Consider the following 26,477-nt stretch of genomic DNA (forward strand, 5'->3'; position numbering starts at 1 on the left):
ACTTCCCTGCCCCCGCTCACCCTGAGCCTGTCGAAGGGTGCCGGAGCAACGGTCGCGGATAATGCTTCGACAAGCTCAGCATGAGCGGGATTGGGTGGAAGCTTTCAAAACGGATTGCGCCGCGCGGCGCGCCATTGCACAAGCGCGGCCATGCTCGGCAAGCGCATCCTCCTCATCATCGGCGGCGGCATCGCGGCCTACAAGGCCAGCGAACTCGTGCGCCTGATCCGGCGCGAGGGCGGCTCTGTGACCTGTGTGCTGACCAAGAGCGGCGCGCAATTCGTGACGCCGATGACGCTTGCGGCCCTCAGCGAGAATGAAGTCCACACCACGCTGTGGGACCTCGATGCCGAAGCGAAGATGGGCCACATCCAGCTTTCGCGGAATGCCGATCTCGTGGTGGTCTGTCCGGCAACGGCGGATCTGATGGCCAGGATGGCGGCAGGCATCGCCGATGATCTTGCCACCACGCTGCTGCTGGCGACCGACAAGCCGGTGCTCGCGGTGCCCGCGATGAACGTGCGGATGTGGCAACACCCGGCGACTTGCCGCAACGTCGCCACCCTGCGCGGTGATGGCATCGAGGTGATGGAGCCCGACGAAGGCCCGATGGCCTGCGGTGAATTCGGCCCCGGCCGCCTGCCCGAACCGCCCGCGATCCTCGCCGCAATTGTCGCGAAGCTGGGCGGAGAGCCGACCGGACCGCTGGCGGGCAAGCACGTGCTGGTCACTGCCGGGCCGACTCACGAGGCCATCGATCCGGTGCGCTACATCGCCAACCGTTCGAGCGGGAAGCAGGGCTTTGCTATTGCCGCCGCCGCCGCGCGGATGGGTGCGCGGGTGACGCTGGTGGCGGGACCCGTCACGCTTCCGACGCCGCCGGGGGTGACGCGCGTGAACGTCGAAAGCGCGCGCGAGATGGCCGCTGCGGTCGCCAGCGCTCTGCCTGCCGATGCGGCAGTGATGGTCGCGGCGGTGGCGGATTGGCGGGTGGCAAGCGAAGCCGATCAAAAGCTGAAGAAGGATGGCTCGGGCGCCGTCCCGCCGCTGCTGCTGACCGAGAACCCGGACATTCTGGCGCGGCTCGGTGCCTCGCCAGATCGCCCGCACCTGCTGGTCGGCTTTGCGGCCGAGACCGAGAACGTGGTGCCGCACGCGCAGGCCAAGCTGGTGCGCAAGGGCGCGGACTGGATCGTGGCGAACGACGTGTCCGGCGATGTGATGGGCGGGCACCTCAACGCGGTGCACATCGTGCGTGCCGACGGGGTGGAGAGCCTGCCCGAAATGCCCAAGGATGCGGTTGCTGCCGCGCTGGTTGAAAGGATTGCCAATGCACTCGCCTGACCCTGTGCCCGTTTTGGTCAAGCGCTTGCCGGGCAATGATGACTTGCCGCTGCCAGCTTACGCCACCGCAGGCGCGGCGGGCATGGATGTCGTGTCGGCCGAAGACGTCGAGATCGCACCCGGCGCGCGCCATGCGGTCGCGACGGGTCTTGCAATGGCAATTCCGGCGGGTTTTGAAATCCAGGTGCGTCCTCGGTCGGGCCTTGCACTCAAGCATGGCGTGACGGTGCCCAACACGCCGGGCACCATCGACAGCGACTATCGCGGCGAACTCAAGGTCATCATGATCAACCTTGGCGCCGAGCCCTTCTCGATCCGCCGGGGAGACCGCGTCGCGCAGCTGGTGCTCGCACCGGTCACGCAGGCCAGCTGGCTTGAAGTCGAGGAACTGGATGAAACCGCGCGCGGCGCGGGCGGGTTCGGCTCGACCGGGGGCCTTGCGGCGCTTCCCGGCTAAGCCGAACCGCTGCGGGCGATCAGCCCTTCTTCTTCTTTTCCGGCGCGATCGAGATCTTCACCGTTTCGCCATTGTGGCCGGGGAAGCCGGTGAACATCGCCTCGACCAGATTGGGCACGAGATAGGGCAGGCGGTTCGAAGTCGACGCCGCTTCGGCCTTGCCTTCGAACAGGCGCTTGCCATCGGCGCGGCGGTCGATCTTCATGTCGATCCCGCTGGTGTAGACCGTCACGACATCGACGTTGTTGAAGCCGCCGCCGTAGAAGAACGGATCATAGAACCCGTAGCCCCACGGTCCGCCGAAGCCGCGTCGACCCCAGCCGCCGCCCCAGCCACCCCAACCGCCGAAGCCCGGGCCCCAGCCCGGACCATACCAGCCGCCCCAGTAGGGATCGCCGATACCAGTGGTGCGCAGCTTGTCGCGGCCCTTGTCGACGCCGTAGTCGAACTGGACGACGAGATCGGCGGTCTGCGGGCTGGTGGCGGGCACGTAACCAACCTTCTGCAGCTGTCCGGCGACAAGGCTGGCATATTGCGCGAACTCGAGGCCGCCGGCATTGCGCGGGTCCTGCGGGACGATCGCGAAGCTCTGGCCGGCCGGCGCAGGCAATTCCGCCTGAAAGCGCGAGACATTGGCATTGAACGGCGTGGCGCAGCCGCCAAGGGCCAGCAGCAGCGGCGCTGCGAGCATGGCGAAGCGATTACGCGTGGGCATCAGACTCATATCCGGCGACTCCTTGGTGCGTGAGCCGGCTCCCCTGTCAGCCAGCACCATCTGCATTGGTAGCATGCCTGAAGGGTGCGCGTCAGGTGCTGAATGCCGGTTGAACGACAAGGCAAAAACCCTGCAATTCCGGGCGATTCCGGCGCAAATGCATCAACCTGATGCAATTTGTTACACCGCCGCCAAACGGTGCAAACACAGCAATACAGGTTAACCGCGCAGGAGGCCAAGCGCCGCATAGGCGCGTTCAAGCGTGGGTGCCGCGAGCGCCTTGGCCCGCGCGGCGCCGTCCGCGAGAATCGCATCGAGCGCGGCGGTGTCGCGGCGCAGGTCGCGGTAACGCGCGGTGATCGGCGCGAGCTTCTCGACGAGGAGCTCGCCCAGTGCCGGCTTGAACGCGCCGAAACCCTGCCCGGCGAATTGTGTCAGCACATCGGCCTGCGTGATCCCTGCCATTGCGGCATAGATGCCGACGAGGTTGGCGGCCTCGGGGCGCCCTTCAAGCCCGTCGTTGTCGCCCGGCAGAGGTTCCGGATCGGTCTTGGCCTTGCGCACCTTCTGCATGATCGCGTCGGCATCGTCGGTAAGGTTGATGCGGCTCATGTCCGAAGGGTCGGATTTCGACATCTTCGAGGCTCCATCGCGCAGGCTCATGATCCGGGCCGCTTCAGGCGGGATGATCGGCTCGGGCAGAGTGAAGACAGGTGCCTCTTCCGAAGCGAAGTCGTTGTTGAACTTCTGCGCGATGTCGCGTGCGAGTTCGAGGTGCTGCTTCTGGTCCTCACCCACCGGCACGTGAGTCGCCTGATAGAGCAGGACGTCTGCCGCCTGCAGCACCGGATAGGTAAACAGCGCGACCGAGGCACCTTCGCGGTTCTTGCCGGCCTTGTCCTTCCACTGCGTCATGCGGTTGAGCCAGCCCATGCGGGCGGTGCCGGTCAGCAGCCATTGCAGTTCGGCGTGGGCGGGGACCTGCGTCTGGTTGAACACGACCGAGCGCTTGGGATCGATCCCGCAAGCGACCAGCGCGGCGACCATCTCGCGCGTGCCGGCGGTCAGCGCAGCGGGATCGTGCGGCATCGAGATCGCATGGAGATCGGCGAGGAAATAGAGGCACTCGCCTCCCTTCGCGGTCCATTCATCCTGCATCGCCACCCAGTTCCGGATCGCGCCCAGATAGTTGCCGAGGTGGAGATTGCCGGTGGGCTGGATGCCCGAGACGATGCGCATGGGTACGGTCACTCTGAAGGGGCGCGTTTGCGGCGCAGGAGAAGTTGCAGGTCGGCCTTGGAGAATGCGCCGAGGATGACCGCGCTGAGCCCATAGACGAGCCCGCCCGCCGAGACCAGCACCGCCAGTGCGAGGAAACGAACCAGCCAGGTGCCGTGGACGTAAGGCATCAGCAGGCCCTGCCCGGCCCACAGCACGCCGCCCATAGCCAGCGCGGCGAGCGCGAGGCGGGGCACACGGCGGCGCAGGCGCGCATCCGTGGTGAACTGCCCGCGCGCCACGAGCGTGCGGTAGAGCATCAGCACGTTGACCGTGGACGCGATGGCCGTCGCCAGCGGCGGGCCGACATGCTGGAGCGGCAGGATCAGCACGAGATTGAGCGCGAGGTTCACGGCCATCGAGATCGTGGCGTAGCGCACCGGCGTCACCGTATCCTGCCGCGCGTAGTAGCCGGGGGTGAGCACCTTGACGAGGATGTAGCTGGGCAGGCCGATCGAGAAGGCGGCCAGCGCCTGCGCGGTGAAATGCGCGTCTTGCGGCGTGAAGCGGCCATAGCCGAACAGCGCGGCAGCAATCGGCTCACCGCAGAGCACCAGCGCTACTGTGGCAGGCAAAGTCAGCAGCAGCGCGAGTTCAAGCCCGCGGTTTTGCGTTTCCATCGCAGCCGCTTCGTCCCCGCCGCCGAGCTGACGCGAGATGGTGGGCAGCAGCACGGTGCCGAGCCCGATGCCGATCAGGCCAAGTGGAAGCTGATTGAGCCGGTCCGCCATGTAGATGTACGTCACCGAACCATGCGCGAGCAGCGAAGCGGCGAGCGCAGTCGAGATGACGAGGTTGATCTGCACCGCGCCAGCCCCGGCGGCGGCAGGCCAGATCAGCGCCATGAGGCGCTTCACGTCGGCATCGAGCCGCGGCAGGCGCAGCTTGAGGCTCACCCCGGCGCGGCGGCAGGCCCAGACCAGCCACGCCAGCTGGAACGCACCGGAGACCGAGACGCCGATCGCCTGGTTGCGCGCGGTGATCATCGGGTCGTCCGAATGGAAAAGCAGCAGCGCCGCGATCAGCGTCAGGTTCAGCAGGATCGGCGCCGCGGCATTGACCCAGAACTTCTGCAGCGAATTGAGGATCCCCCCGCAGAGCGAGACGAGGCTGATCAGCATCAGATAGGGGATCGTCATGCGCGAAAGCGCGACGGCGAAGGCGAACTGCTCCGCGCTGACGCCGTTGAACTGGCCGGAGAGGACCAGCGTGACCGGCCACGCGAACACCTCGAGCAGCGCGGTCATCACGACCAGCGTCGGCAGCAGCACCGCCAGCGCCCGCTCGGCGAAGTCGAGGCCATCGGGCAGGCCCTGCCCTTCCGGATCGCCTACCTTGCGGTTGAACATCGGGATGAAGGCCGAGGCGAACGCGCCCTCGGCGAAGAGGGCGCGGAACATGTTGGGCAGGCGGAAGGCGACGAGGAACGCGTCGGACGCGAAGCCTGCGCCGACATAGCGGGCAAACAGGCTGTCGCGCACGAGACCCAGCACACGGCTGGCGAGCGTGAGCCCGCCAATCGTGCCGGTTGCCTTCAGCAGGTTCATGGCATCTGCTTCATGGCTGGAGCGGCCATGAAACCGGCCGGATCAGGCCTGACCGGCGGTGCCGGCGGCCAGTTCCTCGGCCTGGCGGGCCTGGAGCTGCTGGAGGTAGAGGCCGTTGAAATCGATCGGCTCGAGCAGCAGCGGCGGGTAGCCCGCATCGCGCACGGCATCGGCAATGATGCGGCGGGCGAAGGGGAACACGAGGCGCGGACCCTCGGCGAAGAGGAACGGATGGGCCTGCTCGTCCGTGATGTTGCGCATGCCGATCAGTGCGCCGTAGAGCAGTTCGACCGCGTACTGGGTGCCCTGCGGCGCCTTCGAGGTGGCGGTGATCTTCATTTCGATCTCGTGCACGTCGGGCCCGAGCGGGCGGGCGCCGATGTTGAAATCGATCGAGACTTCCGGCGCGTCGGTCCAGCCATAGCTGTCGGGCGCATTGGGGTTCTCGACCGAGAGATCCTTGATGTACTGCGAGATCAGGCCGATCGCGGGGCTGGTGTCCTCGCCGTTGGGCATGGGCTGCGCCGCATCGAGATCTAGCGGGGTGATGATGTCGCCTTCTTCGGCCATGATCGTGCTTTCGTGCGAATGAGTTGATGAGATTGCGGCGGCGCCTAGCACCTGCCGGAGAACGGGGCAATCGCGCTTGCTGCGACAGAGTGCACCTAGAGGCAGGCGAAAATTGGCCTCAGGAGGGCAATCCGGGTGCCGTCCACGCGTTGTTCATTTGTATTTCGTAACCACATAGGGCACGATACTCATTCGGCGGCGACCGGGACCCGCAGGCCCGGCTACCGCCCTGATCAAGCAGGATGTGGCCTTGTGATTGTTGAAATTGTGATTCTCGCGATGATCGCAGCATTCCTGGGCCTGCGACTCTATGCCGTGCTGGGCCGCCGTCCGGAGCAGAACGAGGAGCCGATGCGCCGCCGCGTCGAGCAGCCCGATCCGTCCAGCGCGCCGCGCACGCTTGCACCGCGCCTGCCGGAAAAGACCGCAGCCGCGCCGCGCACGCTGCCGCTGCCGCAGGACAACCAGCTCGACTCCCGCGCCGAGGCAGGCATTCGCGCCATCGTGAATGCCGATCGCCGCTTCGATGTCGGCCAGTTTCTTGCCGGGGCGCGCGGCGCCTATGGCATGGTGCTCGAAGCCTTCTGGCGTGGCGACAAGAGCGAGCTTTCGCAGCTCTGCGACAGCGATGTCTACGCCGGTTTCGCCGAAGCGATCGACGCGCGCAATGCGGCGGGCGAGGCGATCACCGCCAAGCTGATCCGCATCGAGGAAGCGCGCATTGTCGGAGCGGACTATTCCGCGCCGCGTGCACGGATCACCGTCCGCTTCACTGCCGATGTCGCATCGGTCACCCGCGATGCGAACGGCTCGGTCGTCGCCGGCTCGCTCGACGATGCCATCGAGACCCACGATGTCTGGACCTTCTCGCGCGATCTCACTTCGCGCGATCCGGACTGGGTGGTCGACGAGACCGACGAAGGCTGATTTTTCGTGGGGTTTCGGCGTGCAGGACGGGCCGGGAAGCTGGCCTGGCTTGCCGTTCTGGCACCGGCCTTCCTTTCGAGCTGCCTTCCCATCATTCCGCCGGGCGCGCCGGTTCCCCCGGTGCCGCCCACCGCGCCCAACGCCGCGCTGATCGGCACGCATCGGGGGCCGCTGGCGGCGGGGCTCGGCTTCAGCGACGCCAATGCCCGCGCTGCGCTGTCTGCCTTCATCACCAGTTGCCCGCGCCTGACAAAGCGCAACGATACGAGCGGACTGACTCGCCCGGAAGACTGGGCGCCAGCTTGCGCCGCTGCGTCTGCTTGGCCGGCGGAAGACGCACGCGGCTTCTTCACGCGCTATTTCGAAACCGCCACGGTGGCGCGCGGCGAAGCGCTGGTGACGGGGTATTATGAGCCGGAGATCGCCGGGGTGCGCGTGCGCCAACCGGGCTTCGACGTGCCGGTCTACGCGCTGCCCCCCGATCTGGTGCGCGCGCGTCCCGGCGACGCACCGCCGCAGCAGCCCGATGGGACGCAGCCGCTTGGCCGTTATGACGAGACCGGGCGCTTCGTGCCCTACTACGACCGCACCGCCATCGAGAACGGCGTGCTTTCCGGCCGGGGTCTGGAAATCGGCTGGGTGGCAGACCGGGCCGAGCTGTTCTTCCTCCAGGTCCAGGGCTCAGGCCGCCTGCGCGCACCTGACGGCAGCGTGATCCGGCTCGGCTTTGCCGGGCAGAACGGCTATCCCTACACCGGCATCGGCAGCGTGATGCGCGCGCAAGGCTTGATCGGCACCGGCCCCGGCCAGTATCCCGGCTCGATGCAGGGCATCCTGCGCTACATCCACGAACACCCCGTGGAAGGCCGCGCGCTGATGCAGCAGAACCAGAGCTATGTGTTCTTCCGCGAGCGGACCGGGACGGACACCGTGGGCGCGCTGAACGTGCCGATCATGCCGCGCACCACCTTGGCGGCGGACCCGGCCTATGTCCCGCTCGGCGCGCCGGTGTGGCTGCAGGGTGAAGGCGGGATCAGCGGGCTCTGGGTGGCGCAGGATACGGGCGGCGCGATCAAGGGGCCCAACCGCTTCGACAGCTTCTGGGGTGCCGGGTCCGAGGCGCGCACCATCGCGGGCGGCCTGAAGGCGCAAGGGCAGGCCCTGATCCTGCTGCCCAAAGGCACGCTCGCCCGGCTGAACGGCCAATGAGAGCGCCTCCGCGCGGGCTCAGCCCCGATGAAGCCGCGCTGTGGCGGAAAGTGGCGGCGACCGTCACCCCGCTCCACCCGAAGAAGGCGCTACCAGCCCCCCTCCCGCCTGCGGGAGGGGCCGGGGATGGGCCAGACGAAGCACCGTCCCCTCCGCCCAAGCGTGTCAAAGGCCGCGTCCCGCCGCCCCGCCCGGAACCGGCTCCTTTGGCGAATCCGGTTCGCCCGCTCACTGCAGGAGGCCTCGATTCGAGCTGGGACCGCAAGCTCACGCGCGGACCGCTCCAGCCCGATGTGACAATTGACCTTCACGGCCTTTCCATCGCCTTGGCACACAGCCGGCTCAATGGCGGTATCGAGCAGGCGCTGGCGATGGGCGCGCGGGTGATCCTGCTGATCGCGGGCAAGCACCGCCCGGTGGCAGAGAATGGCCTGCCCAATCACCTTGAACCGGGCGACAAGCGCGGGGCGATCCGCGCGCGGCTGCTCGACTGGCTGGCGGCGAGCCCGCACGCAGGGCGCATCGCGTCGGTCAGACCCGCCCAGCCGCGCCATGGCGGCGACGGGGCGGTCTACATCGTGCTCAGGAAAGCGCGCTGAGCGCGATCCGGCGGTAGATCCGCGTCAGGACTTCCAGGTCGTCCACAGCCACCGCCTCGTCGGTCTTGTGCATCGTCGCGTTGGTCAGGCCGAATTCGATCACCGGGCACAGCGCACGCAGGAAGCGGGCATCACTGGTACCGCCGGTGGTGGAAAGCTCAGGGCTGATACCCGTCTCAGCCTCGACCGCCGTCGCCACGAGCGCCGACTGCGCGCCGGGGAGAGTGATGAATGCCTCGCCGTGCAGGGTCGCGCGGACCTCGGTGCGATGCCTGGCGGCAATCTCGGTCACGCGGTCGACCAGCGCCTGCCCGGTGTGGTGATCGTTGTAGCGGATCGAGAGCCGCGCGCGGGCTTCGGCCGGGATCACATTGGTGGCGCGGTTGCCGACTTCGAGATCGGTGATCTCGAGATTCGAGGGCTGGAACCACGCGCTGCCTTCATCGAGGACAAGTGCATCGAGTTCCGCCAGCAAGGCGACTAGGCGCGGGATCGGATTGTCGGCGAGGTGCGGATAGGCGACGTGGCCCTGCGCGCCCTTCGCCGTGAGCCACACATTGACCGAGCCGCGCCGACCGATTTTCACCATGTCGCCCAGCCGGTTCACCGAGGTCGGCTCTCCCACGAGACAGAAATCGGGAAGCGCGCCCACTTCGCGCATGTGGGCAATCAGCGGTACGGTGCCGTACTTGGCGGGGCCTTCCTCGTCGCCGGTGATGATGAAGCTGATTGTGCCCGCTTCGGCGGGAATCTGCTCTACCGCGCAGACCATCGCCGCGATGGCGCCCTTCATATCGACCGCGCCGCGCCCGTAGAGCACTTTGCCGCCGGGTGCGTCGCGCAAGTCCGCCGCGAACGGATCGCTGGACCAGCCCTCGCCCGGAGGCACGACATCGAGGTGTCCGGCAAACGCAAAGTGGCGCGAGCGTGCAGGGCCTTGGCGGATAGCGAAGAGGTTCTCGACCGGACCTTCCGGCGGCTCTCCGGCGAGGAAGCGATGCACCGCGAAGCCCATCGGCGCGAGCATGGCTTCGAGCACATCGAACACGGCGCCGGTGGCCGGGGTGATGCTGGGCGCCTCGATCAGCGCGGCGGTGCGGGCAAGGACATCGGTGGGAACAGCCATGGGGCGGCGTTAGACGAGCAGGAAAGCGGAGGGAAGCGTCTGCAAGGGCGGAGAGGCATGACCTGCGAGGTAATTGCAGGCCGCCGGGCGCACTGGGACAATCAGGGCGGCGCGCAAGGGGAGAGGATCAACGATGCGATCGCGCGCGTTTCACAAGTTCTGGCTGAAGGTGGCGGCTCTGATCGTCGGATCGTTCGGGCCGGTGTTCTTTCTCGGCACGATGATCGCAACAGCCGAACCTGCCCGGCTTACCCTCGACCTGCTCAGTTGGCCGATCGACGGCAGCGTAACCTATGCTGCATCCGACACGCGCTTCCTGTCCGCACTGACGGGCGGGTTCCTGCTGGGTTGGGGCGTGATGATCTGGTGCCTTTCCGCCTGGGTCCATGATGCAGCGCCCGAAGGCGTGCGGCGCGCGGTGGTGACGGGGCTGACGGCGTGGTTCTGCCTCGACAGCGCGGGATCGCTCGCCTCGGGCAATGCGCCCAATGCGGTGATCAACGTGCTTGTTCTGTTGTCCGCCGTCGGCCCGCTGTGGTGGCCGGCGCGGGACTAGACCTCAGCCGCAGCATCAAAATGCGGGATCGACCAGCTTTCGCCCGCCGCCGCAGCCCGCCAGGTCTCGAGCCACTCGTGGTCCCAGACCGCATCCATGTAGGCAGCAGCAAAGCCCGGCACAGGCACACCATACTGCCGGAAACGTACCACCACCGGCGCGAAGAAGATGTCCGCTGCGCCAAAGGTGCCGAACAGGAACGGTCCGCCTTGCCCGAACCGCGCACGGGCCTGTGCCCATAGCGTAAGGATTCGCTCGACATCTGCACGAACTGCATCGGTCAGGGGCTTCGCCACCGGCTCCATGCGCAAGTTGAACGGCAGCTCGCTGCGCAGCGCGCCGAAGCTCGAATGCATCTCAGCGACCATTGCGCGGGCCAGCGCCCGGGCATCGTCAGCCTTGGGCCAATAGCGGTCGCGACCGACCTTGTCGGAAAGGTAGCCCAGGATGGCGAGGCTGTCCCACACCACTCCGTCGCCGTCCCACAGCACCGGCACTTTGCCCTGCGACGGCGCGAGTTCGGGAATACCGGCTTTCACCGCATCCCAATTCTCGCGGTAGAGCGGAATGACCTGCGTTTCGAACGCAAGGCCGGATTGCCGGGCTGCCAGCCACCCGCGCAGGGACCAGCTGGAATAGGAACGGTTTCCGATGATGAGCTTCATGGGCGAGCAGGCCTAACCCGTCCGCACGGCGGTGTCGAGGCGCGCCGTCAAGGCCGGTCGCAAGGTTAGTTTTTTCAACGCATGCCCGGCGTGGTCGCGCGGATGGACGGGACAACCGCGCGACAAGGCGCCTTGCGCAAAAGAGCCGCATGACATCGCAGGCCGAGCGACTGGTCTTCGAAATCACCGAAACCTCGCTCATAGCCGATTTCGCCGGGGCCCGCGCCGCGCTCCAAAGGCTGCGCGCCTGCGGAGCCAGGATCGCGCTCGACGACTTCGGGACGGGCTACTCCAGCCTCAGCACGCTGCACATGCTGCCGATCGACGTCATCAAGATCGACCGCAGCTTTGCCGTGCAACTCGACGATGGCGAGGGGCGCCGGCTGGTCCGCGCGATCTTCAACCTCACCCGCTCGCTGCGGCTGGAATGCGTGTTCGAGGGGATCGAGACCGAGATGCAGCTGATGGAAGCGACCCTGGCCGGCTTCCACTATGCGCAAGGCTACTTCATCGAGCGGCCAGTGTCGCTCGATGTGCTGCTGGCACGGCAGGCCGCCAGAGCCGCCTAGCCATGTTGCCTAGCCATGTTGCCTAGATCGCGGCGTCCTCGAGGATGGCGCCGCGCAGCTCGGCTATGCCCATCTTGAGTTCCGACGAGGTGACGTGGATCTGCGGAAAGGCCGCGGTCCGCTTGCGCGCGGCGGCTTCGGTCGCGGCGACGGTGGCGGCAAGCTCGCTCGCCTTGATCTTGTCCGCCTTGGTGAGGACGACGCGGTAGCCGACCGCCGCCTCGTCGAGCATCTTCATCATGTCCTCGTCGACCGGCTTGATGCCGTGCCGCGCATCGATGAGGAGCAGCGTGCGCTTCAGCACCACCCGCCCGCGCAGGAAATCGCGCACGAGGCGCTTCCACTGCTCGGTCACCTTGGGCGGCGCCTTGGCAAAGCCATAGCCGGGCATGTCGACGAGCCGCATCTGCAGCGGTTCGCCGACATCGAAGAAATTCAGTTCCTGCGTGCGCCCCGGCGTGACCGACGTGCGCGCCAGCGAATTGCGCCCCGTCAGCGCATTGAGCAGCGAGGACTTGCCGACGTTGGAGCGGCCCGAAAACGCGATCTCGGGCACCTCGGGATCGGGAATGAACTTGAGCGCGGGCGCGGACTTCAGGAAGGTGATCGGCCCGGCGAACAATCGCCGGGCACGCTCTTCAAGCTCGGCGCGCGCTGCGGCTTCCGCTTCGGTGATCGCCATCAGCGCGTCTTGGGCTTGCGCGGCCCGCCCTTCGGCTCTTGCGCCTTCTGCTCACGCGCCACCACGCGGTCGATATCGAGCTGGTCCTTGCTTGCCTGCGCCTTCAGCTGCGGATGCTTGCTGTAGAGGTACTTCTGCTGCGCGATGGTGAGCAGGTTCGAAGTAATCCAGTAGATGAGGAGGCCCGCCGCGAAGGGCGCCATCACGAACATCATCATCCACGGCATCAGCGCCATGACCTGTTGCTGCGACGGGTCCATCGCCGCCGGCTGCAGCTTGAACTGCGCCCACATCGTGATGCCGAGCAGAATCGCCAGCACGCCGATGGCCAGGAATGCTGGCGGGGTGAACGGCAGCAGGCCGAACAAGTTGAGCACGTGCAGCGGATCGGGCGCAGAGAGGTCCTTGATCCAGCCGAAAAAGGGCTGGTGACGCATCTCGATGGTCAGCACGAGCACCTTGTAGAGCGCGAAGAACACCGGGATCTGCAGGAAGATCGGCAGGCAGCCGGCGAGCGGGTTCACCCCTTCGGCCTTGTAGAGCGCCATGATTTCCTGCTGCTGCTTCTGCTTGTCGTCCTTGAAGCGTTCCTGGATCACCTTCAGCTTGGGCTGGATCGCGCGCATCGCCGCCATCGAGGCGAACTGGCGCTGGGCGACCGGGAACATGATGCCGCGCACGATCAGCGTGAGCAGGATGATCGCGAGGCCGAAATTGTGCACCGCGCGGAAGAGCGAATCGAGCAGCCAGAAGATCGGCTTCTCGAACCAGCGGAACCAGCCCCAGTCGATCGAGAGCGAGAGATTGGTCGCGCCCTGCTTCTCGTAGGCTTCGAGGACGTTGTTTTCCTTGGCACCGGCGAACAGGCGCACGGTCTGCGTGGCGGTCTGGCCCGGCGCGACGGTGGCGACCGGGTAGATCAGATCGGCGCGGAAGATATCGGGCGAGACGCTGCGGAAATCGCCCTTGGGCTGCACGGCACCATTTGCGGTGTCCGGGATCAGCGCGGAGAGCCAATAGATATCAGTGAAGCCGATCCAGTTGGCCGAGCCCGCCGGGCTGACCGCGCCTGCGGTCTTCACGTCCGAATAGTTGGTGTCGAACGTCACCGCACCGTCGAAGGCGGCAATCGGGCCCGAATGGACGTTCCAGGTATCGATGCTGGCGGTGCGATCGGTGCGGTTGACGAGCGCGAAGGGCTTGACCGCGACCGGAGTGCCGCCGGCATTGTTGACCGACTGCGTGACCGTGATCATGTAGTTTTCGTCGATCGCATAGCGGATCGCGAAGGTCTGGCCGGTGGCATTGCTCCATTTGAGCGTGACCGGCGTCGCGGGCGTCAGCTTGGCGCCGTCGGCCTGCCACAGCGTGTCCGGTCCGGGCGCAGCAACGCCGTTCTGGCCGAGCCAGCCGACTTGCGCGAAGTGCTGTGCAGGCGTCCCGGCGGGCGAGAACAGGCGCACCGGCGGGCTGTTCTTGTCGAGCGTCTCGCGGTGGCGGGCGAGCGTCAGATCATCGACAAGACCGCCGAGAAGGTTGATCGAACCCTTGAGGCCCGGCGCATCGACGGGGATGCGGTGACCGGCGGCAAGCGCCTGCGCGAGGTCCTGCTTTTCCAGCGCGACATCTGCCGCGGCCTGCAGACCGCCTTCGCGGTTGGGCTTGGGCGTGGCCGCGGGTGCGGGCGCGACACCCGGCGTGGCGGCCGCTCCGGCAGCAGGCTTGGCAGGCTGCGGATAATAGTACCGCATGCCAAGGTCCCAGCCCACGAGCATGAGGGCCATGAGCACCATCGCCAGGATCACATTGCGCTGATTTTCCACTCTGCCTCGCGTTCGTAAGTCTGGTGTGCCGGTTGATTGTTCAGGGCACCGGATCGTAGCCGTGGCCACCCCAAGGGTGGCAGCGCAATAGCCGCTTCACCGTCAGCCAACCACCCTTAATCGCACCGTGTTTGCCGAGCGCCTCGATCGCATATTGCGAACAGGACGGGCTGTAGCGGCAGGACGGCGGCAGCACGGCTGAAGGGCCGATCTGCCACAGCCGGACAATCAGGATCAGCAGCTTGCGGATCACTTGCCACGCCCCCTCGGTTTGCCTTTGAAGCCGGGCGAGCGCGGCGGATCGCCCTTTCCCGCAGCAGCCCGCGAGAGCGCGGCTTCGAGTTCCTGCCGGAGCAGGCCGAAATCGCGCTCGATCCCGTTTTCGCGGCCGATCAGCACATGGTCCGCACCAGGAATGCCCCGCGCTGGCAGGATTTCCCGCGCCAGTGCCCGGAGGCGCCGCTTCATGCGGTTGCGGGCAACCGCGTTGCCGATGCGCTTGGTGACGGTGACGCCGAAGCGCCGTGATCCGTCAGGGCGCGCGAGCGGGTTCACCAAAAGCACGAAACCGGGCCTTGCGACCCGGATTCCGTTGTTCGCCGCGAGGAAATCGCTGCGCTTCGCGATTGTTTCCAGCTTGCACCCCATGACGGGCGCAACCGGAGCCTCGGCGATCAGGCCGAGAGCTTCTTGCGGCCGCGGGCGCGGCGGGCGCGGAGCACCTTGCGACCGCCGACAGTGGCCATGCGGGCGCGGAAGCCGTGGCGGCGGGCACGCACGAGGTTGCTGGGCTGGAAAGTGCGCTTCATCGGTCTGCTCTTTTCGTTCGAATCGGTTTGCCAATGGCCTGCGCAGGACGCGGCCCGGAATCAGGAGCGCGCCGATACGCCGGGATGCCCGTGCAGTCAAGCGCTGCGGCGGCTTCGCGTCCTTCCGCACCACCCCCTTGCCTTGGCGAGGCTGACAGAAAAAAGGCCCGGTCGTTGCCAACCGGGCCTGAAAGTTTTGGGAGAGGATGCCTGAAAGGCAGCTTTCATATGCAACTATCCCGTCATTTTCGCAAGTGCGAAATGGGGCAGGTTGATTGCACTTTTTGCAATACACTCATTACCATTGCCCATGAATGGCCAATTTCCGCCGATATTACAGCGCCATGACTCCATGGCATGCAGTCAATGCCGAAATCAGATAGTGCTGCTGCTGCGTCGCAACATGCCCCTAGAGGCAGGTCTCGCGCGCTTAATGAGCCAGCAGCAGCGGCACCATCGACTTGTCGAGCAGATCGCGCGAGACCCCGCCGAGCAGCAGTTCGCGCAGGCGGCTCTTGCCGAATACGCCCATCACGATCAGCCCCGCGCCCAGTTCGTGGGCCTTGTCGGCGATCGTCGTGGCAATCGCGCCATGTTTGGCGACTTCATGCACTTCGGCATGGATATCGTGGCGCGAGAGGTAGCAGGCGGCATCGCGTGCCGGGAAGCTGTCCTCCTTTTCGCGCACCATCAGGATGTGCACCGAGCTCGCATGCGCGAGCAGCGGCAGCGCGGCACGCATGGCGGCCGCCGCTTCATGTCCGCCGTCCCACGCCAGCAGGACCGGCTTGTCGAACACCACGAAGGGCACCCCGCGCGGCAGCGCAAGCACAGGGCAGTGCGAGCCGAGCGCGACTTCCTCCAGCGCCGGATCGTCGAGACTGGTGACGATCACGTCGGTGAAGCGTGCCGCAGCCGCCACACCTTCGACCCGACCCTGATCGGTCAGCACGACATCGAACGGAACGTCCTCGTTGGCGAGGCGCGCGTCGAGATCCTTGGCGAGTTGCTCATCCGCCGCACGCACTTCGTTGATCACCTGGGCAGACAGTGCCGCACCGCCGAACGGCTCCCACAGCGCCATCTGCGCGAAGGGAGTCGCGATCTGGAACGAGACATGGCCCCGCATTGCCCGCGCCAGCGCGAGCGCGGTTTCGACACGGTCATCGAGGGTATCGGCAGTATCGGCCGGGCAAAGAATCGAGCGCATCTGGTTCCTCCGCAAAACAGGCTGGCAGAGCTTCATTACACCCGTTTCGGACCGAGCCCCAATGATCCAGATCAACTAACTACCTGCCCTTGCGCTCGCCGCGCCGACCGCTATGCCGCCGAGGCACAGGAACACGGAGCGGACAGCATGGCGGAGCGGGCATTTTCGGCAGTGATCTTCGATTTCGGCGGGGTCATCACCTCCTCCCCGTTCGAGGCATTCAACCGGCTGGAAGCAGAGCGCGGGTTGCCGCAGGACTTCGTCCGCCGCGTCAATGCGACCAACCCTGACGACAATGCCTGGGCCCGATTCGAGCGCGCGGAAATCGGCGCTGCGGAGTTCGACGCGCTGTTCGCCGCCGAAGCCAAGGCGCAAGGGCATGAACTGGCAGGGGCGGACGTGCTTGCCGTGCTTGCAGGAACGGTGCGCCCCGCGATGGTCCGCGCGCTCGACCAGCTGAAGGGCGCCGGCTACCGCATCGCCTGCATCACCAACAATGTGCCCACCGGGCCCCAAGGACTTCTGGGCGCAGGGCTTGCCCGCAGCGAGGATCGCAGCGATGCGCTGGAGCAGATCTTCGCCCGATTCGAGCACGTGATCGAAAGCAGCAAGGCCGGCGTGCGCAAACCCGATCCGCGCATATATCTTATGATGTGCGAGAAACTCGGGCTGGAACCGGCGGCCTGCATCTACCTCGACGACCTTGGCGTGAACTGCAAACCCGCGGCAAAGCTGGGGATGCACGCGATCAAGGTGACCAGCGGCGAGCAGGCGCTGGCCGATCTTTCGGCCCAGCTTGGACTGCCGCTGGGGTGACAATCCGGCCCCGCGCGCTAGATAGGCGCTGCACTGCAGAAGGAGCCGGATTCGCGTGGCCAGCAAGCTTTACCCCGATGCCGCCAGCGCCCTTGACGGGCTATTGCGCGATGGTCTGCTCGTCGCCTGCGGGGGCTTCGGCCTGTGCGGCATTCCGGAACGCCTGCTCGATGCGGTGCGCGACAGCGGGGTGAAAGACCTCACGTTCGCCAGCAACAATGCCGGGATCGACAACGAAGGCATCGGCAAGCTGCTGCGCACGCGGCAGGTCAAGAAGATGATCGCCAGCTACGTCGGCGAGAACAAGGAATTCGAACGCCAGTACCTCTCCGGCGAGCTTGAAGTGGAGTTTTGCCCGCAAGGAACCCTCGCCGAGCGCATGCGCGCGGGCGGTGCGGGCATTCCGGGCTTCTATACCAAGACCGGCGTCGGCACGCTGGTGGCCGAAGGCAAGGAAAGCAAGGTCTTCAATGGCCAGGAGTACATCCTCGAGCAGGGCATCTTCGCCGATCTCGCGCTGGTGAAGGCGTGGAAGGCGGACGAGACCGGCAACGTGGTATTCCGCAAGACCGCACGCAACTTCAACGTTCCGGCAGCGACCTGCGGCAAGGTCTGCGTGGTCGAAGTCGAAGAAATCGTGCCCGTAGGCGCGCTTGATCCCGATGCGATCCACCTGCCGGGCGTCTACGTCCAGCGCATGATCGTGGGCGCGCCCTACGACAAGAAGATCGAATTCCGCACCACTCGCAGCACGGATCTGGGCTGATGACCAAGCATGATGGACTGACGGCGGGCTGGACCCGTGACCAGATGGCCGCCCGCGCCGCGCGCGAGCTGCAGGACGGCTTCTACGTGAACCTCGGCATCGGCATCCCGACGCTGGTGGCGAACCACATCCCCGAAGGCATGACCGTGACCTTGCAGAGCGAGAACGGCATGCTCGGCATCGGGCCCTTCCCGCTCGAGAACGAAGTCGATCCCGATCTCATCAACGCGGGCAAGCAGACGATCAGCGAGCTGCCGCACTCAGCCTATTTCGACAGCGCGCAGAGCTTCGCGATGATCCGCGGCGGGCACATCGATCTCACCGTGCTGGGCGCGATGGAAGTGGCCGAGAACGGCGACATCGCCAACTGGATGGTGCCCGGCAAGATGATCAAGGGCATGGGCGGCGCGATGGACCTCGTCGCGGGCGTCAAGAAGATCATCGTGGTGATGGAGCACTGCGCCAAGGATGGCAGCCCCAAGTTCATCCCGACCTGCACCCTGCCGCTGACCGGGAAGGGCGTGGTCGACATGGTGATCACCGATCTCGCCGTGTTTGCCCGGCCCGATCACGCCTCGCCGTTCAAGCTGGTCGAGCTGGCGCCCGGCGTAAGCGCCGAAGACGTGCGCGCGAAGACCACCGCGCACTACGCGGAGTAGCAGAGCGTGGCCTACACCCTCATCACCGCGAACCGGAACTATTCAAGCTGGTCGCTGCGCCCCTGGGTGCTGATGAGGGCGCTGGGCATTCCGTTCACGGACAGGATCGAGCCCTTCACCAAGCCGGTGAACTACGACGAGTTCCGCAGCTTCTCGCCGACCGGGCAAGTCCCGGTGCTGCTCGATGGCGAGACCACTGTGTGGGATTCGCTGGGCATCGCGCTCTATCTGGCCGACCGGCACGAGGGCATCTGGCCTACCGATCCCGCCGCCCGAGCCTTCACGCAGTGTGCGGTGACCGAGATGCACGGCGGCTTCTCGGCGCTGCGCAATGATTGCCCGATGAATGTCGGCGTCCGCGTCAAGCCGCGCCCGATGCGCGAAGCGCTCCTGAAGGACGTCGCCCGCGTGCGCGAGATCTTCGAGCAGGGCCTATCGCGCTTCGGCGGGCCATGGCTGGCGGGTGAGCGCTTTACGGTGCTCGATGCTTTCTATGCACCCGTTGCTTTCCGCATCCGCACGTACGGGCTGGATGTAGGCGCCGGACAGGCCTGGGTCGACAACGTGATCGCGCATCCCGCCATGCAGGAATGGGAAGCAGCAGCGCTAGCGGAAGACTGGCGCGAGGCGAGCCACGAGGAAGAACTCGCGGCAACGGGCGTGCTGATCGCGGATTACCGGACGGGCTGAGGGCTTACGCAGCAGGTATGCTGAAGCTTGTTCCGTTCACGCAGGGGCACTTCGAAACGCTCGGCAACTGGTTTCCCAATGAAGCCGACCTCGTCCAGTGGGGCGGGCCGTTCGTGACATTCCCGCTCGATACGAACCAACTCGAAGCCATGGTGGCCGAGTTTGCGGCATCGCCGCCCACGCGCCTGTGCTGGATGGCAGAGATCGAGGGATCGGCCACCGGGCATGCGCAACTGGGGCTCGACTGGCGCAACGGCGTGGCCCTGCTTTCCCGCGTCGCAATCGCGCCGCAAGCACGCGGCCAAGGCCTGGCCGCACCAATGCTGCAGCTCGTGCTCGAAGCCGCCTTTGCCATCCCGGACATCGCCCGCGTCGAACTCAATGTCTACACGTGGAACCAAGCGGCAATCCGCACTTATGAACGTCTCGGGTTCCAGATGGAGGGCGTGCGCCGTTCGTCCGCGCGCGTCGGCGACGAGCGGTGGGACACGGCAATCATGGGGCTGCTGCGCAACGAGTGGCAGGCGGTGTCAGATCACGACCGTTGATCGTCCGCATGCTTGCGCGCGTTGAGCTGTGCCCACAGCCCTTCCGTCCCCGCTTCGACCGCCTTGTTCACATATTGCGAGGCGGCGAGCCAGCCCTTGAACGGACGCAGCGTGGCAACGCAGCCGAGGACGAGGATCGGCACCGAGGTGAAGACGTGGACCCACCACGGCGGATCGAAGCGTACCTGCACGTAGACCACCACGAAGACGAGCGGGAATGCGGTGATGCACAACGCGAAAAAGGCCGGGCCATCGTCCGTCTGCGCGTAGCTGAAATCGAGGCCGCAATGTTCGCAGGTCTTGGCGAGCTTGAGCCAGCCGGCGAACATGTAACCTTCGCCGCAGCGCGGGCATTTGCCGTGCCAGCCGCAGCGGAGGATCCATGCGAGCTTCGGATTGGATATCAGCGCCATAAGGGGGGCGTTAGACCTCGACGCCCCCTTCAGCAACCGGTTAGTGGCGGGGTAGTGATCCGCAGCCGCGGCCATTTGCGGCGCGCCCGCCGGGGGCGCCTTGCCGGCCTTGACGAAGAACAGCACCGGGATCGAGGCCCAGCACAGCAGGCCCATCATGTAGAAATCGTTGAGGTAGCCGATCATCGCCGCCTGCTTGTTGACCATGCCGTCGACCATCCGCATCCCTGCTTCCGAGACGCCGCCATAGGCGGTGATACGGTCAAGATCGAAGGGCATGCTCATCCTCGTGATCCGCGCGCCCATCTCCGCGTGGTTCACCTGGATGTTGCGCGCGAGCATGAAGGTGCAGACGGCAATGCCGATCGAAGCCCCGATCGAGCGCATCAGGTTGTTGAGCCCCGCCGCATCGGTGCGCATCTCCGGCGGCAGGGTTGCAAACGCGATCAGGTTTATCGGCATGATCGTGAAGGCGATGCCCACGCCCTGGATAAGGCCGGTTATGAAGATCGGCGCCATCGGCATATCGGGCGACCAGCCGGACATCAGCCAGAGCGACCAGCCCGAGAGCCCCATCCCGATGGTCAGTGCGACGCGCGGATCCATCCTGGTGATCCAGCGGCCCAGCAGGGTGATCGTGACCAGCAGACCCACGCCGCGCGGCGCCAGCAGCCACCCGGCATCGACCGCTGGATAGCCGTAGATGCCCTGCAAGAGGCCGGGCAGCAGCGCCAGGACGGCCATCATTACGCAGCCGATCAGGAACATGAAGATCAGGCTGGCGACGAAATTGGTGTCCGCAAACATGCGCCCCGGAAACAGCGGCTTCTCGGCGGTGACGAGGTGGACCAGCGCCATCCAGCCGCTGCAAGCCCAGATGACGGCATAGGTCACGACCTCGGCGCTGCCGAACCAGTCCTGCGAGGGGCCGCGATCAAGCATCAGCTGGAACGAAGCGAGTGCAAGCGCGACGAGCAGCCAGCCGGTGAGGTCAATCGGCCGCCGGATGGCAGGCTGGCGCGGCAGCAGCCACCACAGCACGCAGCCTGCCGCAATGCCGATGGGCACGTTGATGAAGAAAACCCAGCGCCACGAATAGCTCTCGGTGATATAGCCGCCGAGCAGCGGCCCGGCGATGGGGCCGAGCATCACGCCTTGCGTGAACAGCGCCATCATCTTGGGCCGCTCCTCCGCCGTGCTGGCGTTGAGCATCACCGTCTGCGCGAAGGGCGACAGGAACGCGCCGCCGACGCCCTGGATGATGCGGAACGCCACCATCTGCCCAAGATTCTGGGCAAGGCCGCAGAGAATCGAAGCCGCAGTGAACGCGACGACCGACAGCGTGAACACGACGCGGATACCAAAACGGTCGACCAGCCAGCCGCCCAGCGGCAGCGCGACGGCCGAGGCGAGCACGTAGCTCGTCAGCACCCAGCTGATCGTCTCCTGCGTCGCCGAAAGCGAGGCTTCCATATGCGGCAGCGCGACGTTGGCGATGGTGGTGTCGAGCACCTGCATCACCATCGCCGCCATCACCGAGGTGAACAGCAACGGCCGGTGCTTGACCACCCACGCAGGTTGCTGCGCGCTACTTGTCCCCGACATGGACCGTGACGTTCGCGCTGAGGCCGGCGATCAGCGGGCGATCCCCGCTGGAGCTGTCGATGGCGATGCGCACCGGCACGCGCTGTGTCACCTTGACCCAGTTGCCGGTGGCGTTCTGCGCCGGGAGCACCGAGAATTCGGAGCCAGTCCCCGCACCGATGCTGTCGACATGGCCTTTGAGCTTCAGACCGGGATAGGCATCGAGCTTCACTTCGGCGGGCTGGCCGGGGCGCATGTGTGCAAGATCGGTTTCCTTGAAATTCGCCTCCACGCGGGCGCCGCCTTCGCGGACGATCGAAAGCATCGGCACGCCGGTGAACACCATCTGGCCAAGTTGCAGACGCGTGACTTGCGTGACACGACCCGAAACCGGCGCACGGACCACGGTACGCGTGAGATCGAGCGCAGCCTTGGCGCGGGTCGCCTGCGCGGCGGCGACTTGCGGGTTTAGACCGGGCACCTGCGCGCCGGTCGCAAGCTGGGCGCGGGCCTTCTCGACTTCGGCACGGATCGAACCGAGCCGGTCGCGCGCGACGGCGACGGCGTGCTGCGCCTCGTCGATCCGCGCGCGGGTATTGAATCCGCGGTCGAGCAGCGCCTTTTCGCGGGCGTATTGCGATTCAGCGAGCGCCAGATCGTCGCGCGCGGCGGCAAGATCGGCAGCATTGGCGCCGACATCGGCCTCAAGCGCGGTCATGTGGGCCTGCGCCCCGGCGATCTGCGCATCGGCCTGACGGATCGCCACTTCATAGCTGGTGGGATCGATCCGGAACAGCACATCGCCGGCCTTGACCTGCTGGTTCTCGCGCACTTTCACATCGACGACGAGGCCGGTCACTTCGCCCGCGATCGAGACGATGTCCTGCTTCACATAGGCGTTGTCGGTAGAGACTTCGCCGGGCTGGCCGAACCACCAGTAAAGCGCGCCGCCGACGATCAGCGCGGGGATGACGAGCATTCCGACCAGCCGGAGACGCTTGGTGCGGGTTGCCTTGCGGCGTTCGGCAGCGGAGGTTTCTGCCGCTGCAGCGGGCTTGAAGGGATCGGCTTCAGCCATGGGCGAGCGCTCCTTCGGTCACGGGCTTTTCGGGCGCGCTGTCCTCCAGCAGATTGGCGCGCACGCGTTCGAGCAAGGTGAGCAGCAACTCGCGCTCGGCGGGCGCAAAGCCCTGCTGCGCTTCCTCGAACACCTCGGTGGCGCAGACGAACAACTCATCGAGCAACGGCGTCGCCGCATCGGTCAGGAACAAGCGCCAGGCGCGGCGGTCGTTGGGATCGGCGCGGCGCACGACCATGCCCGACTTCTCCAGCCGATCTATCATGCGCCCCGCCGTGATTGCTTCGACTTCAAGCCACTGCGCCAGCGCGCCCTGATTGATTCCGGGCGTGCGGCGCAGCGCGGCAAGCATGCGCCACTGCGGGCCGGTCACGCCGAAGCGGCGGCTGACGACGTCGAAGCGCTTGCGCAGCAGGCGGCTCACGTCCGAGGTCAAAAAGGCAATATTATTCTGCATAAGCGCACATATAATAATCATGCTTATTATCGTCAAGCTTGCCTAAATGGACAGCTGGCCCTTTTGTTCCCTTCGACAAGCGAAAATGTCCCCGCTAAACCCCCCGAGTAAAAGGGGATCATGAATGGGCGAAAGGGTGCTGGAAAGCGGTCCGGGCGGCCGGAAGGCGAGCCTGTCGTCGCGGCTGGTCAAACGCGCGCTGCTCGGGTTTTACCGGATGCAAGGCTGGAAAGCGGTTGGCACGCCGCCACCCGGTGGGCGCTATGTCATCATCGCCGCACCGCACACCTCGAACTGGGACTTCGTCTACTTCCTCGGCCTCGTCAACGAACTGGGCCTCGATGCGCACTTCATGGCCAAGGACAGCTTGTTTCGCTGGCCGATGGGCGGCTTCATGCGCGACATGGGCGGCATTTCCATCGACCGGTCTGCCCGGCACAACGTGGTCGATGCAATGATCGCCGAGTTCGCTCGGCGTGACCGTTTCGCCCTCACCATCGCACCCGAAGGCACGCGCAGCGCGGTCAACCAGTGGCGGACGGGGTTCTATCACATTGCCCTTGGAGCCGGGGTTCCCATGGTCGTCGGCTTGATGGACTATGGCCGCAAGGTGGGTGGACTTGGCCCCGCGATCATGCCGACAGGAGATTACAAGGCGGATATGCAGCAGGTGGCAGAAATCTATCAGAGCGTGACGCCGAAACACCCGGAACGCGGCATCAAGGACTTTACGGGGATGTTCAATGCTTGAGGGCCTGCTGATCAATGCGCTTGCACTCGCCGTGCTGATGGCGCTGCTGGCGCGTACCGCGGCAAAGATCGGCGATGTCAGTTTCATCGATGCCGTATGGGGCGCGGCCATGGCGGTGCTGGCAGCATCTGCGTGGGTGCAGGCGGCGGAGAAAGGCCCGCGCGCAACGCTGATCGCAGCGATGGCCGTGATCTGGGGCGCCCGCCTCGGCTGGCATCTCTACACCCGCTGGCGCGCGCACGGCGAGGACGTGCGCTACGCCCGCATGCTCGGCAAGGCGCGCAAGGCCGGCAAGTATGGCCGGGCGGCAGCGCAAGTCTTCGCGGTGCAGGCGGTACTGCTCTATGTGACGTGCCTGCCCGCGCAGATCGGTGTGCTGGCTTCCGGCAATGAAGGAGCAGGCCCGCTCGCGATGGCAGGGGCCGCGCTGTGGCTGATCGGCTTCGCGTTCGAGACCATCGGCGATGCCCAGCTCACCCGCTTCCGCGCCGAACCCGCCAACAAGGGCCGCGTGCTCGATACCGGGCTGTGGCGCTACACCCGCCATCCCAACTATTTCGGCGATACTTGCGTGTGGTGGGGCATCTGGCTGGCGGCGAGCGAGGCCGGCCTGCCGGTGGCGCTGGCCTCGCTGGCAGGGCCGGTGTTCCTGACCTTCACGCTCACCCGCTGGTCCGGCAAGCCGCTGCTCGAGAAAGGCCTCGTGCAGCGGCGGCCGGACTACGCCGCCTATGTCGAGCGGACCTCGGGCTTCATACCATGGCCGCCGAAACGCTAGAGGCTGCGGTCATTTGCTGGCGTCGATGGTCCGCACGTCGCGCGGCACGTCGACCACGGACTTGCTGCGGAACAGACCTTCGAACGCGTCGATATCGGTCGGCCCGGTCACCGTATCGCGCCCGGCCTTGAACACGGTAAAACCGTCGCCGCCGAGGGCAAGGAAGCCGTTCACCGTCACGCGGTAGCTCGCGGCGGGATCGAGGGGCTTTCCGTTCAGCGTGATCGCGGTGACCCGGCTGCCCTCCGGCTGGCGGCGATCATAGCGGAAGACAAACCCCGCCGAGGGCGCCAGCACCTGCTCCGGTCCGATCGCATCAAACCCCTGCTCCAGCACCGCCTTGATCTCGGCCCCGGTCAGCGTTTCGGTCACCAACGCATTACCGAAGGGCTGGACGAGATAGATGTCGCCGAAGGTGACCGTTCCGTCCGCGGCCGGAACGAGCGCAGCGCGTACGCCATAAGGGTTCATGAAGGCGATCTGCGCTCCCGCGCTGCGGGTGGCCGCCAGCTGCGCATCGGCAATCAGGTGCGCGAGCGGACCGCCGGTGCTGCCCGCAGGCGCCTCGCCGCGATCCGCCGGGCCGGAGAGCTTGCCGACCGGACGCGTTGCGAAAGACTTCGCCGCATCGACATAGCGCTGGACATAAGCGGCGATGTCCGTGCGCGGGGCATAGGCAGGCACCAGCGGCGAGAGCGCGACTGGTCCCTTCGCCGAGTTGAACGGCTGCGACTGCACGATCAGGTTGCGCGCGCTCCGGGCGGTGACGCGGTGCGCAGCGGGATCGATGGCCAGCGTGATCTCGGTCAGTTCCTTGCCGTAAAGCCCCGCGCTGGTGAGCAGCACTTTGCGCGCCGGATCGCTGGTCGGCAGCTCGCAGATATAGTCGGCATGGGTGTGGCCCGACACCACGACATCGACTTCGGGCGACACGCGCGCGAGAATGGGCTGGATGTCCCCCGCAAAGCCGCCGCAGCCGTTGGGATCGGGCGCGCCGCTCTGCTTGCCGCCCTGGTGGATCAGGACGACAATGGCATCGGCTCCCTGGGATTTGAGCTTGGGTACTTCGGCATTGATCGTGTCTGCTTCGTCCGCGAAGGTCACGTCGGCAATGCCCGCCGGATTGACCAGCATCGGCGTGCCCCTGAGCGTGAGTCCGATCACCCCGACCTTCACCTGCGACGCACCGGTTCCGAAGGTGCGGATCGCACTCGCCGGGAACAGCGGCGCGCCGGATGCGGTCAATGTGCTGGCGGCGAGATAGTGGTAACGTGCTCCGGCAAAGCGTTCGAGCTGACATGGCTCGCGCACCGTCAGCTTCTCGCAGCCGCCTGCCTGCATCCGCCGCAGTTCCTTCGTGCCGCGGTCAAACTCGTGGTTGCCGACCGCCGCGTAATCGAGGCCGATGCGGCTGAGCGTTTCGACCGACGGCTCATCAAGAAACAGCGACGAGGCCAGCGGCGAGGCGCTGATGAGATCGCCCGCAGCGACAGTGAGCGAGTAGGGATGCTTCATGCGCAGCGAATCGAGCGCGCTGGCAAGCCAGGCCGCACCGCCTGCGGGGACTTGTGCGGTACCGCCTTGCCCATCGGGCATGCCCACGCTCTGGCGCGGGGGTTCAAGATTGCCATGGAAATCGTTGAACGCCAGCACTGCAACCTCCACGGGAACGGCCGGTGGCGGCGTCGAAACCAGGGCGCCCCCTGCCTGCGGTGCGGCACACCCCGAAAGCAGCCCGGTGAACGCCAGCGCACCCGCTGCCAGCATACCGGCGCGGCGCGTATTGCCCATAAACGTCATCGACCCATCTCCTGCTGTCGGCATCACCGCCGATCCGGACTCGATCAATTG

29 protein-coding genes and 1 pseudogene are annotated in these 26,477 nt (G+C 66.1%); 14 read left to right on the top strand and 16 right to left on the bottom strand.

What is annotated here, in order from left to right; all coding sequences use genetic code 11:
* The first annotated feature begins 150 nt into the window (after positions 1-150).
* Positions 151-1,344 carry a bifunctional phosphopantothenoylcysteine decarboxylase/phosphopantothenate--cysteine ligase CoaBC gene (gene coaBC, locus NDB2M1_RS12215; RefSeq protein ID WP_072382687.1) on the top strand — a complete coding sequence of 398 codons (1,194 nt, stop codon included), beginning with the start codon at positions 151-153 and terminating at the stop codon, positions 1,342-1,344.
* Positions 1,331-1,801: a dUTP diphosphatase gene (gene dut / locus NDB2M1_RS12220; RefSeq protein ID WP_072382688.1), complete on the top strand. Its 471-nt coding sequence runs from the start codon at positions 1,331-1,333 to the stop codon at positions 1,799-1,801. The genes coaBC and dut overlap by 14 nt, the downstream gene beginning before the upstream one ends.
* A 19-nt stretch (positions 1,802-1,820) precedes the next feature.
* On the opposite strand, the gene NDB2M1_RS12225 is transcribed toward dut, so the two are convergent.
* The 4 genes from NDB2M1_RS12225 to secB form a co-directional block, all read right to left on the bottom strand.
* Entirely contained in the window at positions 1,821-2,525 is a 705-nt protein-coding gene (locus NDB2M1_RS12225) for a DUF4136 domain-containing protein (protein ID WP_143146747.1), read from the bottom strand.
* Positions 2,526-2,735: 210 nt separating this feature from the next.
* Entirely contained in the window at positions 2,736-3,755 is a 1,020-nt protein-coding gene (trpS, locus tag NDB2M1_RS12230) for a tryptophan--tRNA ligase (RefSeq protein ID WP_072382689.1), read from the bottom strand.
* Between the two features lie 8 nt (positions 3,756-3,763).
* Complete coding sequence (gene murJ / locus NDB2M1_RS12235; protein ID WP_072382690.1) at positions 3,764-5,341, bottom strand: murein biosynthesis integral membrane protein MurJ; 1,578 nt, start codon at positions 5,339-5,341, stop codon at positions 3,764-3,766.
* 42 nt (positions 5,342-5,383) lie between these two features.
* Positions 5,384-5,911, bottom strand: a complete 528-nt coding sequence (gene secB, locus NDB2M1_RS12240) for a protein-export chaperone SecB (RefSeq protein WP_054123778.1) — start codon at positions 5,909-5,911, stop codon at positions 5,384-5,386.
* A 252-nt stretch (positions 5,912-6,163) separates the two neighbouring features.
* Here secB and NDB2M1_RS12245 point away from each other — a divergent pair, with 252 nt between their 5' ends.
* Genes NDB2M1_RS12245 through NDB2M1_RS12255 form a run of 3 tightly spaced genes read left to right on the top strand, consistent with a single transcriptional unit; the run spans position 6,164 to position 8,646 of the window.
* On the top strand, positions 6,164-6,838 hold the full coding sequence (locus NDB2M1_RS12245) for a Tim44/TimA family putative adaptor protein (protein WP_072382691.1): 675 nt from the start codon (positions 6,164-6,166) through the stop codon (positions 6,836-6,838).
* 6 nt (positions 6,839-6,844) lie between these two features.
* On the top strand, positions 6,845-8,047 hold the full coding sequence (locus tag NDB2M1_RS12250; RefSeq protein ID WP_072382692.1) for a murein transglycosylase A: 1,203 nt from the start codon (positions 6,845-6,847) through the stop codon (positions 8,045-8,047).
* Complete coding sequence (locus NDB2M1_RS12255; RefSeq protein WP_072382693.1) at positions 8,044-8,646, top strand: Smr/MutS family protein; 603 nt, start codon at positions 8,044-8,046, stop codon at positions 8,644-8,646. Before NDB2M1_RS12250 ends, NDB2M1_RS12255 begins: the two co-directional genes overlap by 4 nt.
* On the opposite strand, the gene dapE is transcribed toward NDB2M1_RS12255, so the two are convergent.
* Positions 8,630-9,772 carry a succinyl-diaminopimelate desuccinylase gene (gene dapE, locus NDB2M1_RS12260; protein ID WP_072382694.1) on the bottom strand — a complete coding sequence of 381 codons (1,143 nt, stop codon included), beginning with the start codon at positions 9,770-9,772 and terminating at the stop codon, positions 8,630-8,632. The two genes, NDB2M1_RS12255 and dapE, sit on opposite strands and share 17 nt — an antisense overlap.
* A gap of 133 nt (positions 9,773-9,905) precedes the next feature.
* On the opposite strand from dapE, the gene NDB2M1_RS12265 reads away from it, so the two are divergent.
* Positions 9,906-10,328, top strand: a complete 423-nt coding sequence (locus NDB2M1_RS12265) for a hypothetical protein (RefSeq protein WP_072382695.1) — start codon at positions 9,906-9,908, stop codon at positions 10,326-10,328.
* On the opposite strand, the gene NDB2M1_RS12270 is transcribed toward NDB2M1_RS12265, so the two are convergent.
* Positions 10,325-10,993: a glutathione S-transferase family protein gene (locus NDB2M1_RS12270; RefSeq protein ID WP_072382697.1), complete on the bottom strand. Its 669-nt coding sequence runs from the start codon at positions 10,991-10,993 to the stop codon at positions 10,325-10,327. The genes NDB2M1_RS12265 and NDB2M1_RS12270 overlap by 4 nt on opposite strands.
* A gap of 134 nt (positions 10,994-11,127) precedes the next feature.
* Here NDB2M1_RS12270 and NDB2M1_RS12275 point away from each other — a divergent pair.
* Positions 11,128-11,562: pseudogene (locus NDB2M1_RS12275) on the top strand (EAL domain-containing protein); the annotation flags it as partial.
* A 22-nt stretch (positions 11,563-11,584) separates the two neighbouring features.
* Here the strand turns inward: NDB2M1_RS12275 and yihA are convergent.
* The 6 genes from yihA to NDB2M1_RS12305 all read right to left on the bottom strand — a co-directional run bounded on the left by yihA (position 11,585) and on the right by NDB2M1_RS12305 (position 16,086).
* The gene (gene yihA, locus NDB2M1_RS12280; RefSeq protein WP_072382701.1) at positions 11,585-12,244 is read right to left on the bottom strand and encodes a ribosome biogenesis GTP-binding protein YihA/YsxC; all 660 of its coding nucleotides are present in this window, start codon (positions 12,242-12,244) and stop codon (positions 11,585-11,587) included.
* Positions 12,244-14,067 (bottom strand): membrane protein insertase YidC, encoded by a 1,824-nt coding sequence (gene yidC, locus NDB2M1_RS12285; RefSeq protein ID WP_072382703.1) that lies wholly within the window; start codon positions 14,065-14,067, stop codon positions 12,244-12,246. The genes yihA and yidC overlap by 1 nt, the downstream gene beginning before the upstream one ends.
* Before the next feature lie 40 nt (positions 14,068-14,107).
* On the bottom strand, positions 14,108-14,320 hold the full coding sequence (yidD, locus tag NDB2M1_RS12290) for a membrane protein insertion efficiency factor YidD (RefSeq protein ID WP_072382705.1): 213 nt from the start codon (positions 14,318-14,320) through the stop codon (positions 14,108-14,110).
* Complete coding sequence (rnpA, locus tag NDB2M1_RS12295; RefSeq protein WP_072382707.1) at positions 14,317-14,715, bottom strand: ribonuclease P protein component; 399 nt, start codon at positions 14,713-14,715, stop codon at positions 14,317-14,319. The genes yidD and rnpA overlap by 4 nt, the downstream gene beginning before the upstream one ends.
* A gap of 26 nt (positions 14,716-14,741) precedes the next feature.
* Positions 14,742-14,876 (bottom strand): 50S ribosomal protein L34, encoded by a 135-nt coding sequence (gene rpmH / locus NDB2M1_RS12300; RefSeq protein ID WP_054123767.1) that lies wholly within the window; start codon positions 14,874-14,876, stop codon positions 14,742-14,744.
* A 430-nt stretch (positions 14,877-15,306) separates the two neighbouring features.
* Positions 15,307-16,086 (bottom strand): universal stress protein, encoded by a 780-nt coding sequence (locus NDB2M1_RS12305; protein WP_072382709.1) that lies wholly within the window; start codon positions 16,084-16,086, stop codon positions 15,307-15,309.
* A 147-nt stretch (positions 16,087-16,233) separates the two neighbouring features.
* On the opposite strand from NDB2M1_RS12305, the gene NDB2M1_RS12310 reads away from it, so the two are divergent.
* Genes NDB2M1_RS12310 through NDB2M1_RS12330 form a run of 5 tightly spaced genes read left to right on the top strand, consistent with a single transcriptional unit; the run spans position 16,234 to position 19,565 of the window.
* Positions 16,234-16,902, top strand: a complete 669-nt coding sequence (locus NDB2M1_RS12310) for an HAD-IA family hydrolase (RefSeq protein ID WP_072382711.1) — start codon at positions 16,234-16,236, stop codon at positions 16,900-16,902.
* Positions 16,903-16,957: 55 nt separating this feature from the next.
* Positions 16,958-17,668, top strand: a complete 711-nt coding sequence (locus tag NDB2M1_RS12315) for a CoA transferase subunit A (protein WP_072382713.1) — start codon at positions 16,958-16,960, stop codon at positions 17,666-17,668.
* Positions 17,668-18,327 carry a CoA transferase subunit B gene (locus tag NDB2M1_RS12320; RefSeq protein WP_072382715.1) on the top strand — a complete coding sequence of 220 codons (660 nt, stop codon included), beginning with the start codon at positions 17,668-17,670 and terminating at the stop codon, positions 18,325-18,327. Before NDB2M1_RS12315 ends, NDB2M1_RS12320 begins: the two co-directional genes overlap by 1 nt.
* 6 nt (positions 18,328-18,333) lie before the next feature.
* Positions 18,334-19,017 carry a glutathione S-transferase family protein gene (locus tag NDB2M1_RS12325; RefSeq protein ID WP_072382717.1) on the top strand — a complete coding sequence of 228 codons (684 nt, stop codon included), beginning with the start codon at positions 18,334-18,336 and terminating at the stop codon, positions 19,015-19,017.
* Between the two features lie 17 nt (positions 19,018-19,034).
* Positions 19,035-19,565, top strand: a complete 531-nt coding sequence (locus NDB2M1_RS12330) for a GNAT family N-acetyltransferase (RefSeq protein WP_072382719.1) — start codon at positions 19,035-19,037, stop codon at positions 19,563-19,565.
* On the opposite strand, the gene NDB2M1_RS12335 is transcribed toward NDB2M1_RS12330, so the two are convergent.
* Genes NDB2M1_RS12335 through NDB2M1_RS12345 form a run of 3 tightly spaced genes read right to left on the bottom strand, consistent with a single transcriptional unit; the run spans position 19,553 to position 23,064 of the window.
* Positions 19,553-21,547: a DHA2 family efflux MFS transporter permease subunit gene (locus tag NDB2M1_RS12335; RefSeq protein ID WP_072382721.1), complete on the bottom strand. Its 1,995-nt coding sequence runs from the start codon at positions 21,545-21,547 to the stop codon at positions 19,553-19,555. The genes NDB2M1_RS12330 and NDB2M1_RS12335 overlap by 13 nt on opposite strands.
* 19 nt (positions 21,548-21,566) lie before the next feature.
* A complete protein-coding gene (locus NDB2M1_RS12340; protein ID WP_072382723.1) occupies positions 21,567-22,640 on the bottom strand; it encodes an HlyD family secretion protein in 1,074 nt (357 codons plus the stop codon).
* Positions 22,633-23,064 (bottom strand): MarR family winged helix-turn-helix transcriptional regulator, encoded by a 432-nt coding sequence (locus tag NDB2M1_RS12345; RefSeq protein ID WP_369817043.1) that lies wholly within the window; start codon positions 23,062-23,064, stop codon positions 22,633-22,635. Before NDB2M1_RS12345 ends, NDB2M1_RS12340 begins: the two co-directional genes overlap by 8 nt.
* Before the next feature lie 157 nt (positions 23,065-23,221).
* Here NDB2M1_RS12345 and NDB2M1_RS12350 point away from each other — a divergent pair, with 157 nt between their 5' ends.
* Both NDB2M1_RS12350 and NDB2M1_RS12355 read left to right on the top strand, forming a co-directional pair.
* Complete coding sequence (locus NDB2M1_RS12350; RefSeq protein ID WP_072382725.1) at positions 23,222-23,848, top strand: lysophospholipid acyltransferase family protein; 627 nt, start codon at positions 23,222-23,224, stop codon at positions 23,846-23,848.
* Complete coding sequence (locus NDB2M1_RS12355; protein WP_072382727.1) at positions 23,841-24,626, top strand: DUF1295 domain-containing protein; 786 nt, start codon at positions 23,841-23,843, stop codon at positions 24,624-24,626. Before NDB2M1_RS12350 ends, NDB2M1_RS12355 begins: the two co-directional genes overlap by 8 nt.
* 9 nt (positions 24,627-24,635) lie before the next feature.
* Here NDB2M1_RS12355 and NDB2M1_RS12360 read toward each other — a convergent pair whose 3' ends face one another.
* On the bottom strand, positions 24,636-26,426 hold the full coding sequence (locus tag NDB2M1_RS12360; RefSeq protein ID WP_253185871.1) for a bifunctional metallophosphatase/5'-nucleotidase: 1,791 nt from the start codon (positions 26,424-26,426) through the stop codon (positions 24,636-24,638).
* Positions 26,427-26,477: the final 51 nt, after the last annotated feature.

It is taken from the genome of Novosphingobium sp. NDB2Meth1, from assembly GCF_900117425.1.
Classification (GTDB): Bacteria; Pseudomonadota; Alphaproteobacteria; order Sphingomonadales; family Sphingomonadaceae; genus Novosphingobium.

What these genes read in the sequence shown, in the direction of transcription:
- NDB2M1_RS12310 (WP_072382711.1), top strand. Translation starts at nt 16,234, where the DNA reads ATGGCGGAGCGGGCATTTTCGGCAGTGATCTTCGATTTCGGCGGGGTC.
- coaBC (WP_072382687.1), top strand. Translation starts at nt 151, where the DNA reads ATGCTCGGCAAGCGCATCCTCCTCATCATCGGCGGCGGCATCGCGGCC.
- yihA (WP_072382701.1), bottom strand. Translation starts at nt 12,244, where the DNA reads ATGGCGATCACCGAAGCGGAAGCCGCAGCGCGCGCCGAGCTTGAAGAG.
- NDB2M1_RS12305 (WP_072382709.1), bottom strand. Translation starts at nt 16,086, where the DNA reads ATGCGCTCGATTCTTTGCCCGGCCGATACTGCCGATACCCTCGATGAC.
- rnpA (WP_072382707.1), bottom strand. Translation starts at nt 14,715, where the DNA reads ATGGGGTGCAAGCTGGAAACAATCGCGAAGCGCAGCGATTTCCTCGCG.
- NDB2M1_RS12255 (WP_072382693.1), top strand. Translation starts at nt 8,044, where the DNA reads ATGAGAGCGCCTCCGCGCGGGCTCAGCCCCGATGAAGCCGCGCTGTGG.
- dapE (WP_072382694.1), bottom strand. Translation starts at nt 9,772, where the DNA reads ATGGCTGTTCCCACCGATGTCCTTGCCCGCACCGCCGCGCTGATCGAG.
- NDB2M1_RS12350 (WP_072382725.1), top strand. Translation starts at nt 23,222, where the DNA reads ATGGGCGAAAGGGTGCTGGAAAGCGGTCCGGGCGGCCGGAAGGCGAGC.
- secB (WP_054123778.1), bottom strand. Translation starts at nt 5,911, where the DNA reads ATGGCCGAAGAAGGCGACATCATCACCCCGCTAGATCTCGATGCGGCG.
- NDB2M1_RS12360 (WP_253185871.1), bottom strand. Translation starts at nt 26,426, where the DNA reads ATGACGTTTATGGGCAATACGCGCCGCGCCGGTATGCTGGCAGCGGGT.
- NDB2M1_RS12320 (WP_072382715.1), top strand. Translation starts at nt 17,668, where the DNA reads ATGACCAAGCATGATGGACTGACGGCGGGCTGGACCCGTGACCAGATG.
- NDB2M1_RS12330 (WP_072382719.1), top strand. Translation starts at nt 19,035, where the DNA reads ATGCTGAAGCTTGTTCCGTTCACGCAGGGGCACTTCGAAACGCTCGGC.
- rpmH (WP_054123767.1), bottom strand. Translation starts at nt 14,876, where the DNA reads ATGAAGCGCACTTTCCAGCCCAGCAACCTCGTGCGTGCCCGCCGCCAC.
- NDB2M1_RS12355 (WP_072382727.1), top strand. Translation starts at nt 23,841, where the DNA reads ATGCTTGAGGGCCTGCTGATCAATGCGCTTGCACTCGCCGTGCTGATG.
- NDB2M1_RS12340 (WP_072382723.1), bottom strand. Translation starts at nt 22,640, where the DNA reads ATGGCTGAAGCCGATCCCTTCAAGCCCGCTGCAGCGGCAGAAACCTCC.
- NDB2M1_RS12265 (WP_072382695.1), top strand. Translation starts at nt 9,906, where the DNA reads ATGCGATCGCGCGCGTTTCACAAGTTCTGGCTGAAGGTGGCGGCTCTG.
- NDB2M1_RS12225 (WP_143146747.1), bottom strand. Translation starts at nt 2,525, where the DNA reads ATGAGTCTGATGCCCACGCGTAATCGCTTCGCCATGCTCGCAGCGCCG.
- murJ (WP_072382690.1), bottom strand. Translation starts at nt 5,341, where the DNA reads ATGAACCTGCTGAAGGCAACCGGCACGATTGGCGGGCTCACGCTCGCC.
- NDB2M1_RS12270 (WP_072382697.1), bottom strand. Translation starts at nt 10,993, where the DNA reads ATGAAGCTCATCATCGGAAACCGTTCCTATTCCAGCTGGTCCCTGCGC.
- trpS (WP_072382689.1), bottom strand. Translation starts at nt 3,755, where the DNA reads ATGCGCATCGTCTCGGGCATCCAGCCCACCGGCAATCTCCACCTCGGC.
- dut (WP_072382688.1), top strand. Translation starts at nt 1,331, where the DNA reads ATGCACTCGCCTGACCCTGTGCCCGTTTTGGTCAAGCGCTTGCCGGGC.